Source organism: Vibrio alfacsensis (assembly GCF_019670485.1).
Classification (GTDB): domain Bacteria; phylum Pseudomonadota; class Gammaproteobacteria; order Enterobacterales; family Vibrionaceae; genus Vibrio; species Vibrio alfacsensis.
Map to the genome: position 1 here is coordinate 1,030,063 of NZ_AP024165.1, position 16,532 is coordinate 1,046,594.

13 protein-coding genes are annotated in these 16,532 nt (G+C 43.7%); 6 read left to right on the plus strand and 7 right to left on the minus strand.

The window, feature by feature from the left end; all coding sequences use genetic code 11:
- Window positions 1-40: 40 nt before the first annotated feature.
- Window positions 41-1,000 (minus strand): tRNA dihydrouridine(16) synthase DusC, encoded by a 960-nt coding sequence (gene dusC / locus VA249_RS04720; RefSeq protein ID WP_128811234.1) that lies wholly within the window; start codon window positions 998-1,000, stop codon window positions 41-43.
- 156 nt (window positions 1,001-1,156) lie between these two features.
- On the opposite strand from dusC, the gene VA249_RS04725 reads away from it, so the two are divergent.
- Window positions 1,157-1,780: a YecA family protein gene (locus VA249_RS04725; protein WP_221069127.1), complete on the plus strand. Its 624-nt coding sequence runs from the start codon at window positions 1,157-1,159 to the stop codon at window positions 1,778-1,780.
- Window positions 1,781-2,054: 274 nt separating this feature from the next.
- On the opposite strand, the gene dsbB is transcribed toward VA249_RS04725, so the two are convergent.
- Both dsbB and nhaB read right to left on the minus strand, forming a co-directional pair.
- On the minus strand, window positions 2,055-2,591 hold the full coding sequence (gene dsbB / locus VA249_RS04730) for a disulfide bond formation protein DsbB (RefSeq protein WP_221069128.1): 537 nt from the start codon (window positions 2,589-2,591) through the stop codon (window positions 2,055-2,057).
- A gap of 85 nt (window positions 2,592-2,676) precedes the next feature.
- A complete protein-coding gene (gene nhaB / locus VA249_RS04735) occupies window positions 2,677-4,263 on the minus strand; it encodes a Na(+)/H(+) antiporter NhaB (RefSeq protein WP_128811231.1) in 1,587 nt (528 codons plus the stop codon).
- A 642-nt stretch (window positions 4,264-4,905) separates the two neighbouring features.
- Here nhaB and fadR point away from each other — a divergent pair.
- Window positions 4,906-5,745 carry a fatty acid metabolism transcriptional regulator FadR gene (gene fadR / locus VA249_RS04740; RefSeq protein ID WP_211919699.1) on the plus strand — a complete coding sequence of 280 codons (840 nt, stop codon included), beginning with the start codon at window positions 4,906-4,908 and terminating at the stop codon, window positions 5,743-5,745.
- Window positions 5,746-5,914: 169 nt separating this feature from the next.
- Here fadR and VA249_RS04745 read toward each other — a convergent pair whose 3' ends face one another.
- The gene (locus VA249_RS04745) at window positions 5,915-6,721 is read right to left on the minus strand and encodes a hypothetical protein (protein ID WP_221069129.1); all 807 of its coding nucleotides are present in this window, start codon (window positions 6,719-6,721) and stop codon (window positions 5,915-5,917) included.
- 212 nt (window positions 6,722-6,933) lie between these two features.
- Window positions 6,934-9,009, minus strand: a complete 2,076-nt coding sequence (gene metG, locus VA249_RS04750; RefSeq protein ID WP_221069130.1) for a methionine--tRNA ligase — start codon at window positions 9,007-9,009, stop codon at window positions 6,934-6,936.
- Between the two features lie 194 nt (window positions 9,010-9,203).
- Here metG and apbC point away from each other — a divergent pair, with 194 nt between their 5' ends.
- The 3 genes from apbC (at window position 9,204) to VA249_RS04765 (ending at window position 13,381) form a co-directional block, all read left to right on the plus strand.
- Window positions 9,204-10,280 carry an iron-sulfur cluster carrier protein ApbC gene (gene apbC, locus VA249_RS04755; RefSeq protein WP_221069131.1) on the plus strand — a complete coding sequence of 359 codons (1,077 nt, stop codon included), beginning with the start codon at window positions 9,204-9,206 and terminating at the stop codon, window positions 10,278-10,280.
- 181 nt (window positions 10,281-10,461) lie between these two features.
- On the plus strand, window positions 10,462-11,103 hold the full coding sequence (gene udk / locus VA249_RS04760; RefSeq protein WP_128811227.1) for a uridine kinase: 642 nt from the start codon (window positions 10,462-10,464) through the stop codon (window positions 11,101-11,103).
- 190 nt (window positions 11,104-11,293) lie between these two features.
- Window positions 11,294-13,381 carry an AsmA family protein gene (locus VA249_RS04765; RefSeq protein WP_221069132.1) on the plus strand — a complete coding sequence of 696 codons (2,088 nt, stop codon included), beginning with the start codon at window positions 11,294-11,296 and terminating at the stop codon, window positions 13,379-13,381.
- 140 nt (window positions 13,382-13,521) lie between these two features.
- On the opposite strand, the gene cobO is transcribed toward VA249_RS04765, so the two are convergent.
- Entirely contained in the window at window positions 13,522-14,127 is a 606-nt protein-coding gene (gene cobO, locus VA249_RS04770) for a cob(I)yrinic acid a,c-diamide adenosyltransferase (protein WP_221069133.1), read from the minus strand.
- A 99-nt stretch (window positions 14,128-14,226) separates the two neighbouring features.
- Here cobO and VA249_RS04775 point away from each other — a divergent pair, with 99 nt between their 5' ends.
- Window positions 14,227-14,676 (plus strand): low molecular weight protein-tyrosine-phosphatase, encoded by a 450-nt coding sequence (locus VA249_RS04775; RefSeq protein WP_221069134.1) that lies wholly within the window; start codon window positions 14,227-14,229, stop codon window positions 14,674-14,676.
- A gap of 76 nt (window positions 14,677-14,752) precedes the next feature.
- On the opposite strand, the gene VA249_RS04780 is transcribed toward VA249_RS04775, so the two are convergent.
- Entirely contained in the window at window positions 14,753-16,312 is a 1,560-nt protein-coding gene (locus VA249_RS04780; RefSeq protein WP_211919692.1) for a SulP family inorganic anion transporter, read from the minus strand.
- Window positions 16,313-16,532 lie beyond the last annotated feature (220 nt).

Sequence of the window (16,532 nt, forward strand, 5' to 3'; positions counted from 1 at the left end):
GCCCTTTTTGATATTGGATTATAAATAAAATAGACGCAGATTACGCGACTTGCGTTTGTCGTTTATCTCGATAACGCTGAATATGTTCAACAATCGGAGCCGCTTTGTTGAACACGCGAATTTCGCGGAAAAGTTCATTTGCTTCTGGATAAGCTTGGCGCAAGTAAGAAAACCATTGTTTAACACGGTTTGGATAGTACAAGCCTTTGTCGCCTTTCATTTCAAATTGCGAGTAGTAAATCAACAGTTCAACCACTTCTGACCAAGGCATCGGTTGGTGGTTGTGTTTGACCATGTTGCCTAAATTCGGAATATTAAACGCGCCACGACATACCATCAAAGAGTCAACGCCTGTTGTTGCGATACAGCGCTGTCCATCTTCGTAGTTCCAAATCTCTCCATTGGCAATTAATGGGATATCAAAACGTTCACGAATCTTAGTGATGTACTCCCATTTGATCTCAGAGGCCTTGTAACCCCCTTCTTTTGTACGAGCGTGCACAGTCAGTTCATTCGCACCTGCAGATTGAATCGCATCAACAATTTCAAAACAGTCTTCTGGGTTTTCCCAACCAAGTCGAATCTTTGCTGTTACTGGAATGTTGGCAGGAACGGCATCGCGACATGCTTTAACGACGTTATGAATAAGTTCTGGATGCTGAAGTAACGCTGCGCCCCCTTTACTTTTGTTCACCAACTTAGCAGGGCAACCAAAGTTTAAGTCGACTCCGCGTGCGCCCAATTCCGCCGCTTTGATTGCATTTTCAGCCATCCAACGAGGATCTTGACCGAGCAACTGCACATGAACAGGCACGCCGGAAGCGGTTTGCGAACCTTGAAGTAGTTCGGGACACAAACGATGGAATACATGATCAGGCAGTAACTGATCGACGACACGAACGAATTCGGTGACACATAGGTCATAGTCGTTTATTTCAGTCAGAATTTGACGCATCAAATGGTCTAAAACGCCTTCCATCGGGCCTAATACAACTCGCATAGCTTGCCTAATAAAGTTTGGTGAGAAAATGGAACGCGATTGTAGCGGTGTGGGGGGTGTTTGTCATTAAAAGAGTCATTCGCTTGACTCCACGTCAACTAGCATCTTATTAGGGCTAGGGTATAATGCCGCCAAATTCATGGGAAACCAGATATCATGCAATACACACTAATTGAGAAAGGTGAAGTTCAGTTTGAAGAATCTTCACTATTTATGGAAGGCGCAGTACTGGCAGCCAACCTAACCACGAAACCTTTGGCACCAGAAACCTGGTTAGCACCGCTTTTAGGTGAGGGCTACAAAGCGATTCAACCTCTTGTTGAACTGCAGATCCACAAGCAGCATAACTATATCTTACGCAATGAATATTCCATTCTTGCGTTGACTGAAAGCAATGCGGAGCAATTGGCAGACTTTGCTGAGGGCTTTATGTCTGTTTGGCCAATGATTGAAGAGCAGTGGCAAGATGTGACGCTCAATGATGGCCTTGAGCGTATGCTGCAAGCGCTACTAACGACAATGATGTTAGCCATTGATGAACAACAAACGCAGCAATACATGCGTGAAGCAGGTATCGATACTCCGCCAGCATTCAGTGACTTCGTTGAGCAATTTGATTTAATGATCAATGAAGTGGCTTTGGGAGCGGATGAGTTGATGGTTGGCAAAAAATCGAAAAGTCTAAACCCATTCAAAGGGGTTGGACGCAACGATCCTTGTCCTTGCGAAAGTGGCAAAAAATTCAAACAGTGCTGCGGAAATACCAATTCAGACAATTGATTGGCTCGTAAGTCGTACCTAAAAGTAGCTTCGAACTAGGCATACATTGCTGAAGCCAGTTCTCGCCTTCAATGTGTCAACCCATTTTAGGACGAGACATATCTATAACAATATGAGACCGCACCTTAGTCTCGGGATGAAAACTCCAAATGAGGTTCATTAAAAAAAGCCAACTGCTAACGCAGTTGGCTTAGTATAAAACTGTCAACGTCTTTTAGGACGAGACATATGTTTTCGAAAGTACCATGAGTCTCACTAAGGCTAGTGAGAGTGCTTATCGGATAGGGTTCTTGTTTTTGGTGCTGAAGAACTGAGCGATGACAACAAATGCGAGCACAACCAAGTTACCTGCAAAGATGATCACAAGCCACTGAGGCATTGAAAGACCAAGGAACTGCCATACTACTTTTGCACAATCACCGTAAGCTTCAAACATCCAAGGAGCCCACTTGTTAAGGGGGGCCCAACTTGGGAACGTCACGAAAAGATCACAAGTAGCAAAAGGTGATGGGTTGAATTGGTACTCAACATGCTGCATCGCTAGCATCAAGCCCTTGTATGCACTTGCCCCCCATGCGGCCAATGCGGCCCATCTTACTGCGGCATTATTCGGCGCGATGAAACCTAGCAATGCTGCTCCAGCAATACCTAACATCGCCACACGCTCATAAATACACATTACGCACGGTGCTAACATCATGACGTGTTCGAAAAACAGCGCACAGGCTTCAAAAAAGACAATTGCTAAAAGGAGGAGGAGCCAAGATAAGCGTCCTTTCGAAAATTGATTAAGTGATGCAAAAATAGCCACGGTTTTCAATCCTGTTTGAAATAGAAAAAGCTCTGATTACTCAGAGCTTTTTATCTTGGATAAGTTTCCTTATCAACATAAATTTTTAGTGACCAACAGAAATGGCAGGCGTTAAATCGGCACTGCTTGGTACAACCCACCCAGCTTCGTAGAAGAATGCTGTTGCAGGTTCCAAGAAGAACATGATTCCCATTAGGCCAACAAGAGCCAACACGATAGTGTATGGCAGAGCCATGACAACCATTCGACCGTAAGATAAACGAACAAGTGGAGCAAGCGCTGATGTCAATAGGAATAGGAATGCCGCTTGACCGTTTGGCGTTGCAACCGACGGTAGGTTAGTACCTGTGTTGATAGCCACTGCCAGTAGGTCAAATTGGTCACGAGTAATTAAACCCTCAACCAATGCTGCTTTTACTTCGTTGATGTACACCGTACCAACGAATACGTTATCAGACACCATTGAAAGTAAGCCGTTTGCCACATAGAACAGCGCTAACTGTGTACTCTTATCTTCAACGGCAAGAACCGCATCGATAACAGGCTTAAATAGCTCTTGATCGATGATGACTGCAACAATAGAGAAAAATACAGCCAGTAGAGCAGTAAACGGCAATGCTTCTTCAAACGCCTTACCCATCGAGTGCTCTTCGATAACACCGGTAAATGACGTTGCTAGAATAATCACCGACAGACCAATCAAACCTACAGCGGCTAAGTGAAGAGCCAGAGCGGCGATTAACCAAACGGCAATGATGCTTTGCACCCACAGTTTTGCTACGTCTTGGTTTGTGCGAGTTTTACGCTCTTCACGATCAAAATCGACAAGGATTTGACGAACGTTGTCAGGCAGGCGAGTTCCGTAACCAAATACTTTTAATTTTTCGACAACCGCACATGTGATCAAACCACAGAAGAAAACAGGTAATGTCACTGGTGACATGCGGATTAGGAACTCACCAAATAGCCAACCGGCTTGGTCGGCGATAATTAGGTTTTGCGGCTCACCCACCATGGTTGTTACACCACCTAAGGCTGTACCAACGCCCGCGTGCATAAGTAGAGAACGTAGGAATGCACGGTAGTTTTCTAGGTCATCACGAGTCAATTCAGTAATGGTGTCATCTTGAGTATGATCGTGGTCACCAATTGGGTTACCAGAAGCGACTTTGTGGTAAATCGAGTAGAAGCCTACAGCGACACTGATGACTACCGCGATAACCGTCAGTGCGTCCAAGAATGCTGACAAGAAAGCCGCTGCAAAACAGAACGCTAATGAAAGTAGGGTCTTTGAGCGGATGCCAAGCAAGATCTTAGTGAAGATGAACAGTAGTAGGTTCTTCATGAAGTAGATGCCCGCTACCATGAATACCAACAGTAACAATACCTCTATGTTTGCTACAAGTTCGTGCTTTACCTGACCCGGAGTCGTCATACCAATGGCGACGGCTTCAATGGCGAGTAGACCACCAGGTTGAAGTGGGTAACACTTTAGCGCCATCGCAAGTGTGAAAATAAATTCCGCTACAAGCAACCAACCAGCGACAAAAGGGTCAATTAGAAAGAAGACTATTGGGTTAAGAATTAGAAAGGCAATAATGGTAACTTTGTACCAATCTGGCGCCTTACCAAGAAAGTTCTTGATAAAAGCATTTCCGAGCGACATCGGCATGATATTTCTCTTTATAACAAAATGATGAATAGACACTATTAAATAGTGCTTAAGTATCTGTTTGTTAGACTTATTGGTTAGTCTTTTAAAACAGCAACTTAGAAAAACAACAATCCATTATGGTACTGCAGTCTTGCCAAGTTACTTCCCCTGAACTTAAGCACCGCTCACTTTTGACCGCAAACTCTACACGCCGGCATTTTTTAGTCAATCACAAAACGTAATGCTTCCGACTAAAGCCACTTTTTTATTGTAATAACGCGATCAAAACGGCGTTACTATAGCATGAAAAGCTTAAGAAAAATCACCTAGCATTTTAAATGCAGTGCAATTAGTAGAAAAGAGCAGTTAAGAGAGAATATTCATCCGGCAATACAAATTTATTTTGCATATTTTGAACAGAAAAATGTGACGAAGTAAGCTTTATTTATTCTTGCTTTGTGGTGGAAGTGATTTAATCAAATTATCAGTTTTAGCCAGTTGGATTCTAAGAACGGTTATTTTGCATTGAGATTATATATAGAGTATTAACTCTATATTGAGATTTCGTTTCATTTATTGATCGTTAATTTTCGCAAATCGTTAAGTAGTGGTATGATGAGTCGCATCGACCCTTAGAAATCAATATTGGATAAAAATAGAATGGTCATTAAGGCTAAGAGCCCTGCAGGGTTTGCAGAAAAATATATTATTGAGAGCATTTGGAACGGCCGTTTTCCACCAGGCTCTATTTTACCAGCTGAACGTGAACTATCAGAACTCATCGGCGTTACTCGAACCACATTGCGTGAAGTATTACAGCGTTTAGCTCGTGATGGATGGTTGACCATTCAGCATGGTAAACCAACCAAAGTAAACCAGTTTATGGAGACATCGGGTTTACATATTTTAGATACGTTAATGACGCTAGACGTTGATAACGCAACGAACATCGTAGAAGACTTACTTGCCGCGCGTACCAATATCAGCCCAATTTTTATGCGCTATGCTTTCAAAGCAAATAAAGAGAGCTCTGAGCGAACAATCAAAAATGTTATTGATTCTTGTGAAGCGTTGATTCAAGCCCCGTCTTGGGATGAGTTTATGTCGGCTTCCCCATACGCTGATAAAATTCGTCAAAGTGTTAAAGAAGACAACGAAAAAGATGAAGCGAAGCGCCAGGAAATTTTGATTGCGAAAACATTCAACTACTACGATTACATGCTATTCCAACGTTTGGCATTCCATTCTGGTAACCAAATTTATGGTCTGATCTTCAATGGACTGAGAAAGCTTTATGATCGTGTGGGTAGTTACTACTTTTCTAATCCTGCTTCTCGTGAATTGGCGCTAAAGTTCTATCAACAGTTGTTAGAAACGTGTGAAACAGGCCAACGAGACCAGTTGCCAGTATTGATCCGTCACTACGGTATGGAAAGTGCGCAAATCTGGAACGAAATGAAGCAAGAGTTGCCAACTAACTTTACTGAAGATGATAGCTAAGTTGAACACTAACGCTAATTAGCGACGAGTTAGTAAACTTAAGGTATTAGCAAACTCAAGTTAGCAAACAATCCTCAGCAGACTATTTTGCTGAAAAATGGATGCAAAAAACCGCAGGTGAGAGCCTGCGGTTTTATTTTATGCGTTATTGTATGTAGTGATATATAGCTTATGCAAGACGTAACGTGGGCAAGGGCCGATATATGGTTTCCACGATATCTGATAGTATTTGTTCATAGCTATTAAATATAGCGAGAGAAAATTCAGAGGTAATACTATAGAGGTCTTCTTCACTCAGCGCTTGACCACGGCCATCAATATATTCATTCAAAGTATGTATTGATTTTGTAGGTATCGGGGCCGCGATGCTTAATGGAGTAATGACCGCTAATTGATTGAGCTTTCGAATCATGACTGAAGCGTAATTTTTTATTCGCATTACGCCACCTGGAGTATGAATATCTTGAATGCTAATACGCAGTTGAGTAAGCGTCTCTAAGTTGTCCATGACCGTTTGCCAATTCATCTGATATTCGTCGTAGAGGTCATCTCTTTGAACAACGGCAAGCCAAGCTATGGTTACCTCATCCATCAAAAACAAGGTATGGCGAATAAGTTTGCCATGTTCTAATTGATTTCGAGCTAATGAGTGTTCTTGCCATTGCTTCGACAACTTCTCGATTTTGATTTGAAGCACGCGATACATGGGTTTGTTCTCAAAACGAGACGTTTCCACTAATTGATGTAGTGTGCTGTTTAATTCTTGGTTGATAGCTGCAATCTCATCGTCAAGGGGTTGCTGTTCTTGGAACGCATGATGTGTCACCGCTCGATGGCGACGAAGTAGGCAAGTGACATCCCGTAATAGAATGAGTAATCGGTACTTGCGAGCGTGTTGCTTTGCTCGCTTATCCGCTAAGTGGTAGATCCCAACCAGAATGGCAACGGAGATCAAAGTAGAAATCAAAACAAACATAACCAACTCCTTGTTAGTGCTTTTGACCTAGCAACTAAGTGGGAGCAGTTTTGATGCCAATAATTAAGTTGTTATAAAACAAATGGTTGTGAATATATTGTGAAAAGCTGCGTACACATTTGGTGCGTTCACTCCCCAAAAGTGTGAATTTTATCAAAAAAATCCCCACCAAATTGGGTGGGGATAATTTATTTTCGCCGTAAAGTAACGAGTTACATCACTCGCATACCTGGTTGAGCACCTTCGTGTGGTTCAAGGATCCATAGTTCGCTGCCACCAGGGCCTGCTGCTAGGATCATACCCTCAGACATACCAAACTTCATCTTACGAGGTTTTAGGTTAGCGACCATCACCGTTAGCTTGCCTTCTAGCTCTTCAGGTTTGTACGCTGACTTAATACCTGAAAATACTTGGCGAGTTTCACCACCAATGTCTAGTTGGAACTTAAGCAACTTGTCTGCTTTCGGTACTTCTTCGCACGAAATGATGCGAGCAATACGCATATCAACGGCGGCAAAAGCGTCGAACTCGATCTCTTCAGCGATTGGATCTTTATCAAGCTCAGTTTGGCTTGCTTTAGTCTTCTCAGCTTCTGCTTTTTCTTTTGCTGCCATTTCAGCTGCTGCGTCTTCTTTCGATGCTTCTATCATCGCTTCGATGTTCTTAGGATCGATACGGTTGAACAGTGCTTTGAATTTCGTGATTTCGTGACCAGTAAGCGGTGCCGCGATGCCTTCCCAAGTTAGCTCTTCGTTAAGGAAAGCTTCAGTACGCGCTGCTAGTGCAGGCATAACTGGTTTCAGGTAAGTCATTAGAACGCGGAACAGGTTAATACCTACAGAACAGATTTCTTGCAGTTCTTGATCTTTGCCTTCTTCTTTTGCGACAACCCATGGTGCTTTTTCATCAACGTATTGGTTAGCTTTATCTGCTAGCGCCGTGATCTCACGGATTGCACGACCAAACTCACGAGTTTCGTAAAGCTCTGCGATGCGGTCTGCTGCAGCAATGAACTCGTTGTATAGTTCAGGCTCCGCAAAGTTTTCAGAAAGCTTGCCTTCAAAACGTTTAGAGATGAAGCCAGCGTTACGAGATGCTAGGTTAACGATCTTGTTCACAACATCAGCGTTTACACGTTGCGTGAAGTCTTCAAGGTTAAGGTCTAGGTCGTCGATACGGCTGTTTAGTTTAGCCGCGTAGTAGTAACGTAGACACTCTGGATCTAGGTGGTCTAGGTAAGTGCTTGCTTTCACAAACGTACCTTTAGACTTAGACATCTTCGCACCGTTTACGGTTACGTAGCCGTGTACAAATACGTTGTTTGGCTTACGGAAACCACTGCCCTCTAGCATAGCTGGCCAGAATAGAGAGTGGAAGTAAACGATGTCTTTACCGATGAAGTGGTAAAGTTCCGCTGTGCTGTCTTTTTTCCAATATTCCTCAAAGTCTAGACCGTCAGTTTTGTCACATAGGTTCTTGAAAGAAGCCATGTAGCCAACCGGTGCATCTAGCCATACGTAGAAGAATTTGTTTTTCTCACCTGGGATTTCGAAGCCGAAGTAAGGTGCATCACGTGAGATATCCCACTGCTGAAGACCAGACTCAAACCACTCTTGCATTTTGTTAGCAGTTTCTGATTGCAGAGAACCAGAACGAGTCCATTCCTTTAGCATGCTTTCGAACTGAGGAAGATCAAAGAAGAAGTGCTCTGAGTCTTTCATGACCGGAGTCGCGCCAGACACTGCTGATTTAGGGTTGATCAGTTCAGTTGGGCTGTACGTCTCACCACAGTTATCACAGTTGTCACCGTATTGGTCTTCTGACTTACACTTCGGACAAGTACCTTTTACGAAACGATCTGGTAGGAACATTTCTTTCTCAGGGTCGAACAGTTGAGAAATCGTGCGGCTAGAGATAAAACCGTTTTTCTTCAGCTCTAGGTAGATGTGAGAAGCTAGCTCACGGTTCTCTTCTGAGTGTGTGCTGTGGTAGTTATCAAAGCTAATATCAAAGCCAGCAAAGTCTTTTTGGTGCTCTTCACTTACAGCAGCGATCATCTCTTCTGGTGTAATACCCATCTGTTGTGCTTTTAGCATGATTGGTGTGCCGTGAGCATCGTCAGCACAGATGAAGTTTACAGTGTTGCCGCGTAGGCGTTGGTAGCGAACCCAGATGTCAGCTTGAATGTGCTCAAGCATGTGACCTAGGTGGATCGAACCGTTAGCGTACGGAAGGGCACAAGTTACCAATAATTTCCTTGGAGTAGAGAGTCTTGGATCGTTTGCCATACTTAATATTCGCTTCTTGAGATGTATAAAAAAATTTTGATGGATAATACTACCCCATGAGCTCCCTAACGCCAAGGCATCAAACCATGGATTGCCTTAGTTTTTTTGGGGTTCTGAATCGGCTCACTGAGTGCTACGATTAGAGGTACTGTACCCAAGCCCCTTTAGGTGACTTGAGTATAAAAGGAGACCTTATGCATCAGTTCACTTCAAAACAAGATTTTTGTCATTGGCTCAACCAGTTTCACCACCCACAATTAGTGGAAAGTTGGGCAGATATCCATGGGATCGTTGGGATCCCAGCCCAAGGCGGTATTCAAATTACACTGCCTTTTGCGAGTAACGAACTTCAATCAGCGCTAGGCGATTGGATTAAAGATCAGCAATCTTCGGGGACCGTACCTGATTTTCCTTACCAGATAACACAAGCGGTTAAATCACTTGAAACCCAAGTTAATAATGCGGTGAAAGGTGTAAAAAATATTATTGCGGTCAGTTCTGCAAAAGGTGGAGTAGGGAAATCGACCACATCGGTTAACCTCGCATTAGCCATTGCCAAGTCCGGTGCGCGAGTCGGCTTACTTGATGCAGACATCTATGGCCCCTCAGTACCAATGATGCTTGGTCAAGAAGATGCAAAACCTGATGTGCGTGACGCGAAATGGATGTCTCCGATTTTTGCTCATGGAATCTATACTCATTCTATTGGTTATTTAGTGGATAAGTCAGAGGCAGCTATTTGGCGTGGTCCTATGGCTTCGAAAGCGCTGTCGCAACTGTTGACCGAGACCGACTGGCCGGAGTTAGATTATTTGATCATCGATATGCCGCCGGGCACCGGGGATATTCAGCTGACACTTTCGCAGCAAATTCCAGTAACAGGCACGGTCATTGTCACAACACCGCAAGACTTGGCTTTAGCTGATGCACGTAAAGGTGCCGCCATGTTTCATAAAGTGAACGTGCCGGTCGTGGGCGTCGTTGAAAATATGAGTTATCACATTTGCGGTCAATGTGGCGCTGTTGAACATATTTTTGGCACTGGTGGAGCAGAAAAAATATCACACGAGTTCGGCTTAGCATTATTAGGACAAATTCCTTTGCATCTTTCAATGCGAGAAGACATTGATGTCGGTATGCCAACGGTTGCAAGACGTCCGGAAAGTGAGCATGCCGGTTACTATAAACAGCTTGCTGATCGTGTGTGTAGTACGATGTATTGGCAAGGAAAGTCGAAGCCAGATGCAATCAGTTTTACAATGGTAAACTGATTAAATAGCTTGCTGTGGTTGAAAGTTGTTCATTTTAACGTTTGCCCGGAGATTAATCCTCTGGGTAAATAGAAAGTTATAACTAAACCCTAAATCCAGCTAGTATCTAAGGGGTGAACTCCCTATAATCAAGCAGTTTATCTAATTATGTGACTAGAAAATCATCATCGGGTGCAAACTAATGTCTGATATTAATCAATGCGTCATCGTAGGTATTGCTGGCGCTTCTGCTTCTGGAAAAAGTCTGATCGCGAGCACGATTTACAATGAGCTTCGCGAGAAAGTGGGCGATCATCAAATCGGTGTTATCACGGAAGATTGCTACTACAACGACCAAAGCCACCTAAGCATGGAAGAGCGTGTAAAGACTAACTATGACCACCCGAGCGCGTTAGACCACGACTTGCTATGCGATCACCTAGAAAAATTGGTGCGCGGTGAAGCGGTGGAAGTGCCTGAGTACAGTTATGCTGACCATACTCGTACCGCAACGACAACCCTAATGACACCGAAAAAGGTTATCATTCTTGAGGGTATTTTGTTGCTTACGGATCCTCGCCTGCGCGATCTTATGCACGCGACTGTATTTATGGATACGCCATTGGACATCTGTTTATTGCGTCGCGTGAAACGTGATGTTGAAGAGCGTGGCCGTACAATGGAATCTGTTCTTAAACAATACCAGCAAACGGTTCGTCCAATGTTTATGCAGTTTATCGAACCATCTAAGCAATATGCGGATATCATCGTACCTCGTGGTGGTAAAAACCGTATCGCGATTGATGTTCTTAAAGCACACATTGCAAAACTTCTGAAAGCTTAAGCTTTTAGACGGCTATATCACTTTATTTTTGAATGAAGAAGTGGCACCTTAGGTGTCACTTCTTTTTTTTGTTTTTAAATTAGCCAGTTGTAAAGTAGATAAAAGACTTTTTCGCAAACTAAGGGAACGGTCTTAGGAATGCTGAGTCAGCTATTATAATTTTGAAAACACACGAGCAAGGAAAATGCGAATGAAGAAACTGCTCTTAATTGTTGCCATACCGGTTGTGGCGATTTTGGCCGTCGTTTTAGCGTTGGTTGTTTTTGTTAACCCTAATCAGTTTAAGCCACTTATCGTGGAACAAGCACAAAAGCAAACGGGCCTAGAGCTGGTCGTTGAAGGAGACATCAGTTGGCAGTTTTTCCCATCAATTGGTTTCGAACTGGGTCGAACTGAGTTAAGAAACCCACAAGGCTTTAGCCAGACAAACTTGTTTAAAGTCGACACTGTGGGTGTTGATGTTTCTGTTATGCCACTATTAAGCAAACAGTTAGAAATTGGCAAGGTCACACTGGATGGCGCTGAGTTCTATCTTGAAACATTGAAAGATGGCACTAAAAACATCGATGCGTTAACCCAAGCACAAACTCAGCAAGCAGAACAAACGAGAGAAGCGGCGTCAGAACAAGCCGCAGAATCGCAAAGTTCAGGTTCTGATTGGACGATCAATCTTGCAGGCGTCTCTATCTCAAACGGCTATGTTGAAGTTCAAGACAAGCAAGCTGGCACCTATATCAAGCTTTCTGATATCTCACTAAACCTCTCTCAGTTTGCTTTTGATCACTGGACAACGGCTGATTTTGGCGTGAAAGGTGAGATGAACGCCCAAACGTTCACTGCGCAAGGCAAAACGGATTTCAAATTGGCAAAAGGCCTTGCCAGCTACGCATTAAAAAACATCAACTTTGATGCAACTTATGCTGATGCTACTAACAAGATTGAATCAGCAACCATTGGTTTAGATACGTTTGAGTTCAATAAGGTAAACAACCTAAGCTACGCGCTAAAAGGTGAAGCGGGTGGCATGAAGCTGGATATGCAAGGTGGCGGTGAGCTGTCAGTCGATAAGGCGATCAGCAAAGTGCAACTAAACAAACTGACATTGAACGCAAGCTTTGATGGTGATGCTCTGCCTCAGTCGCCAATGAAAGTTGACATGACTTCAGATCTTTCGTTTGATTTGACCAAGAGCCATTTGAGTTTTGTGTTAGAGAAACTGACCGCGAATGCGATTGCGCTCAATGGTAAAGCAGATGTAACTCTGGGCGACATTCCTAAGGTTCGTTTTGCTGTGCATAGTCCAAACATCGATTTAGATGAATTCCTCGGCTTAAACAAGCAAGCGCCGGCGGATGACAAACCTACATCAGGCGGTACTAGTGCTCCATTAGGCCCAGAGGTAGAGCCGGATCTATCAGCATTGAAAACATTGGATGTGAAAGGTGACATTACGATCGATCAGTTCAAACTGGCTAACGCAAAAATGGAAGCGGTAAACGCGAACTTCTCGATTGATCGCGGGGTATTTGAGTTAGCATCTTTCAGTTCTAAGCTTTACCAAGGAACGATTTCAGCAACCGCTAAATTAGATGCTCGTCACTCTCCTGCAAGCTATAGCGCGAAGCAATCAATCAAAGGTGTACATGTGCAACCACTACTTGTTGATGTAGCAGATAACGACATGTTAGAGGGCACGGGTAATATTGATGTGAACGTCAGTGGCAAAAGCTTGACGCCTACAGGGGTGAAGAAAAACCTTATCGGCACGATCGCGATTAACTTTACTGATGGTGCCGTAAATGGCATTAACGTTGCTCAATTGATTCGCGAAAACTACGCGAAGTTTAAAGGTCATAGTCTAGAGGGGACTGACGAAACGAAGAAAACCGACTTTAGTGCGATGACGGCGACCCTCAAGCTGAATAAAGGCCAGGTTTCTACCGATGATCTTCAAGCTCAATCGCCATTATTGCGTGTGCGTGGTAAAGGGGCTGCGAATTACTTAAATGAGACAGTGGACTTTACGATCAGCACTTCGGTTGTTGGGTCGTTAGAGGGCCAAGGTGGTAAGAATATCGACGAACTTAAAGATATTACCATTCCAATTAATGTTTCTGGGAAATGGGCAGATCCTAAGTTCAAGCTAGTTTTTGATGATGTGTTGAAGCAAAAAGCACAGAAAGAAATCGATCGTGGCGTTGAAAAGCTAACGGACAAAATTAAAGATGAGAAAACGAAAGAAGCCGTAGATGGATTGTTAAAAAATCTATTTCGCTAATTTAGTTCTTTGGTCTCGGGAAGAACCGTTGTAAGGAAGGGTTAGCATTACGCTAACCCTTTTTATGCCTATCAGTTAGATGTAAAGTCTGGGGACAAACGAGCAAATGAGCCGGTAATTTAAATTGGTTACTGGCAAATTTACCAATCAACGCCTTTGAGTGCTTTAACGCCCGATTCAAAAGCATGTTTTACATTCTTTACTTCAGATACAGTGTCAGCCATCTCGATAAGAGTACGATGAGCCCCACGACCTGTGATGACCACCGACTGCATCTTAGGACGATTGTTCAGCGCTTCAACAACTTCATCTAAGTCAATGTACCCGTAGCTAACCATATAGGTCAGTTCATCAAATAGAATCACATCGATGGATTCGTCTTGCAGCATACGCTTACATTCTTGCCATACTAACTGCGCAGCTTCAGTATCTTGACTCTTGTTTTGAGTCTCCCATGTAAAGCCAGTTGCCATTACTTGGAACTCAACACCTAGTTTTTCAAGTAAGTTCCGTTCGCCATTATCCCATGTGCCCTTAATGAACTGAGCTACTGAGCACTTTAGGCCATGCCCAACAGCGCGCGCAATAGTGCCAAAGCCCGATGTTGACTTGCCTTTCCCATTGCCAGTAATAATCAGTAATAGGCCTTTTTCTTCCTGAGCGGCCGCAATTTTTGCGTCTACCTGTTCTTTGACTTTTTGTTGGCGAGCTTTGTGACGCGCGGCTTTGTTCTCGTCGATAGACATAATACTTCCTGTGATTCGTGTGCTTGGGTTTGCTAAATTATCTCGCTATGATAGATCAACAAATCGTGAAGAAAAACCACCGATAATTCAGGGAATAAAATGAAAAAGGTACTGGTAGTTTGCATGGGTAATATTTGTCGCTCACCAACAGGCGAGGCGGTACTGAGAGCAAAATCACTGGAGCAGAGCATCCCTTTAACCGTTGATTCCGCTGGTACAATTAGTTGCCATTCAGGAAGTCGTCCTGATTCACGAGCGATGCAAGCGGGTGAAGCGAGAGGTTATTCATTTAAAGGCATGAAAGCCCGCAAAGTAAAAATGTCGGATTTTGAAGAGTTTGATCTGATTTTAGCCGCTGATAAGGCAAATCTTAGCGATCTATTGGATCTATGTCCTGTTGAGCATCAGTGTAAAATTTCACTGTTTTTGAGCCATTCAGATTCAGATTACGATGAAATTCCAGATCCATACTATGGTGGAGATGCAGGCTTTGAATTGGTACTTGATCTCATAGAAGAAGCATCAGACGTCCTTTTGAAAAAACTATAGTCTGCATAATCGCTCAATAGCGAGTAATCACCAGATTAACAAAAGGGATGAGTCATGCTCATCCCTTTTTGTGTTATTAACCTGCTAATACGTCAGTCGCGACTTTGTAGCTAGGGTCTTCTTTGACATTGATTTCCACCAAACTGCCTGCTTTATCGAGAAGCTTACGGCAGTCCGGGCTTAAGTGACGTAGGTGCAATGTCTTGCCTAGGGCTGCGTAACGTTCTGCGAGCGTTTCGATCGCTTCAATCGCTGAATGGTCGGTGACACGAGAATCCGCAAAGTCTACGATGATGTCTTTTGGATCGCCGTGAGCGTTAAACAGTTCAAGGAAATTGGCCGCAGAACCAAAGAAGATTGGACCGTGGATCTTATATTCTTTTGAACCTTCATCATTTAAGCGTGTATCTGCGTAAATGTGTTTTGCGTGTTGCCATGCGAACATCAGTGCTGATGCAATCACACCAACCGCGACGGCGACGGCAAGGTCTGTGAGTACAGTGACGACCGTAACGAGAACAATAACGAAGAAGTCTTGCTTAGGCACACGGCGTGCAAGCTTGAATGTTGCCCACTCAAACGTACCAATCACAACCATGAACATGACACCAACAAGCGCCGCTAGTGGGATCATCTCAATCAGTGATGATGCAAACAAGATGAAAATCAGCAGTGCGACTGCAGCAACGATACCTGATAGACGGCCACGACCACCTGAGTTTACGTTGATCATTGATTGACCGATCATCGCACAACCACCCATCGCGCCAAATACAGAACATGTCATGTTCGCCATACCTTGGCCGATACATTCGCGGTTGGATTGACCACGAGAGTTTGTCATCTCATCGAGAACCGTCAGCGTAAGCAATGATTCAATGAGACCGATAGCCGCTAGAATAATCGCGTAAGGCAAGATAATTTGCAGAGTTTCTAGCGTAAACGGTACGGTCGGAATAGCGAATGTTGGTAGTGAGCCTGCTAAGGTTGCGGCTTCGTCACCAGACATGGTGCGTAGAAAATCGACAACGGTGCGTGTTTCAAGATCCAATCCAATCACAAGAGCGGTAACGGTTACGATTGCAACCAAAGACGATGGTACTGCTGTTGTGAACTTAGGTAGAAAATGAATGATAGCCATTGTTAATGCAACAAGACCTAGCATGAGTAACATTTGCTCTTGAGGAAGCCACGTTAACATACCGTTGATGTCTGGTGCTTTGAATTGACCAAGCTGAGCTAGGAAAATGACAATAGCAAGACCATTGACGAAACCAATCATGACAGGGTGAGGCACAATTCGGATGAACTTGCCCAGTCTAAATAGACCTGCAGCAATTTGGAGGATGCCGGCTAGCATGATGGCAGCAAAGAGATATTGAACACCGTGGCTAGCAACTAGAGAAACCATGACAACGGCCATTGCGCCAGTTGCACCAGAAATCATGCCTGGACGGCCACCAAAAATTGATGTGATAAGGCCTACAATGAATGCCGCGTATAGACCAACCATAGGGTCTACGCCGGCGACGAATGCAAAGGCTACAGCTTCAGGTACCAATGCAAGAGCAACGGTCAGACCTGATAGCACATCGTTCTTTACGGAGTGCTTAGAAAATTGCGGAAATTCGAACATGTTTATTATCGAGCTCTTTTGGCTATGAATTTTCTCTCGACACATATTCGTGTTTGCATCAGTACTAATAACAGGTATATCGCTTACAATTATCAGTACAAACTGTAATGGAAAAGAGCAGCATCAGAATGGTGTCGAAAACTAGAGTCGGCGAATGCTACCTAAAAGTGTGATTAAGTTCAAGAATGATACGAATAATGAACCACAAATGTGATCAGTC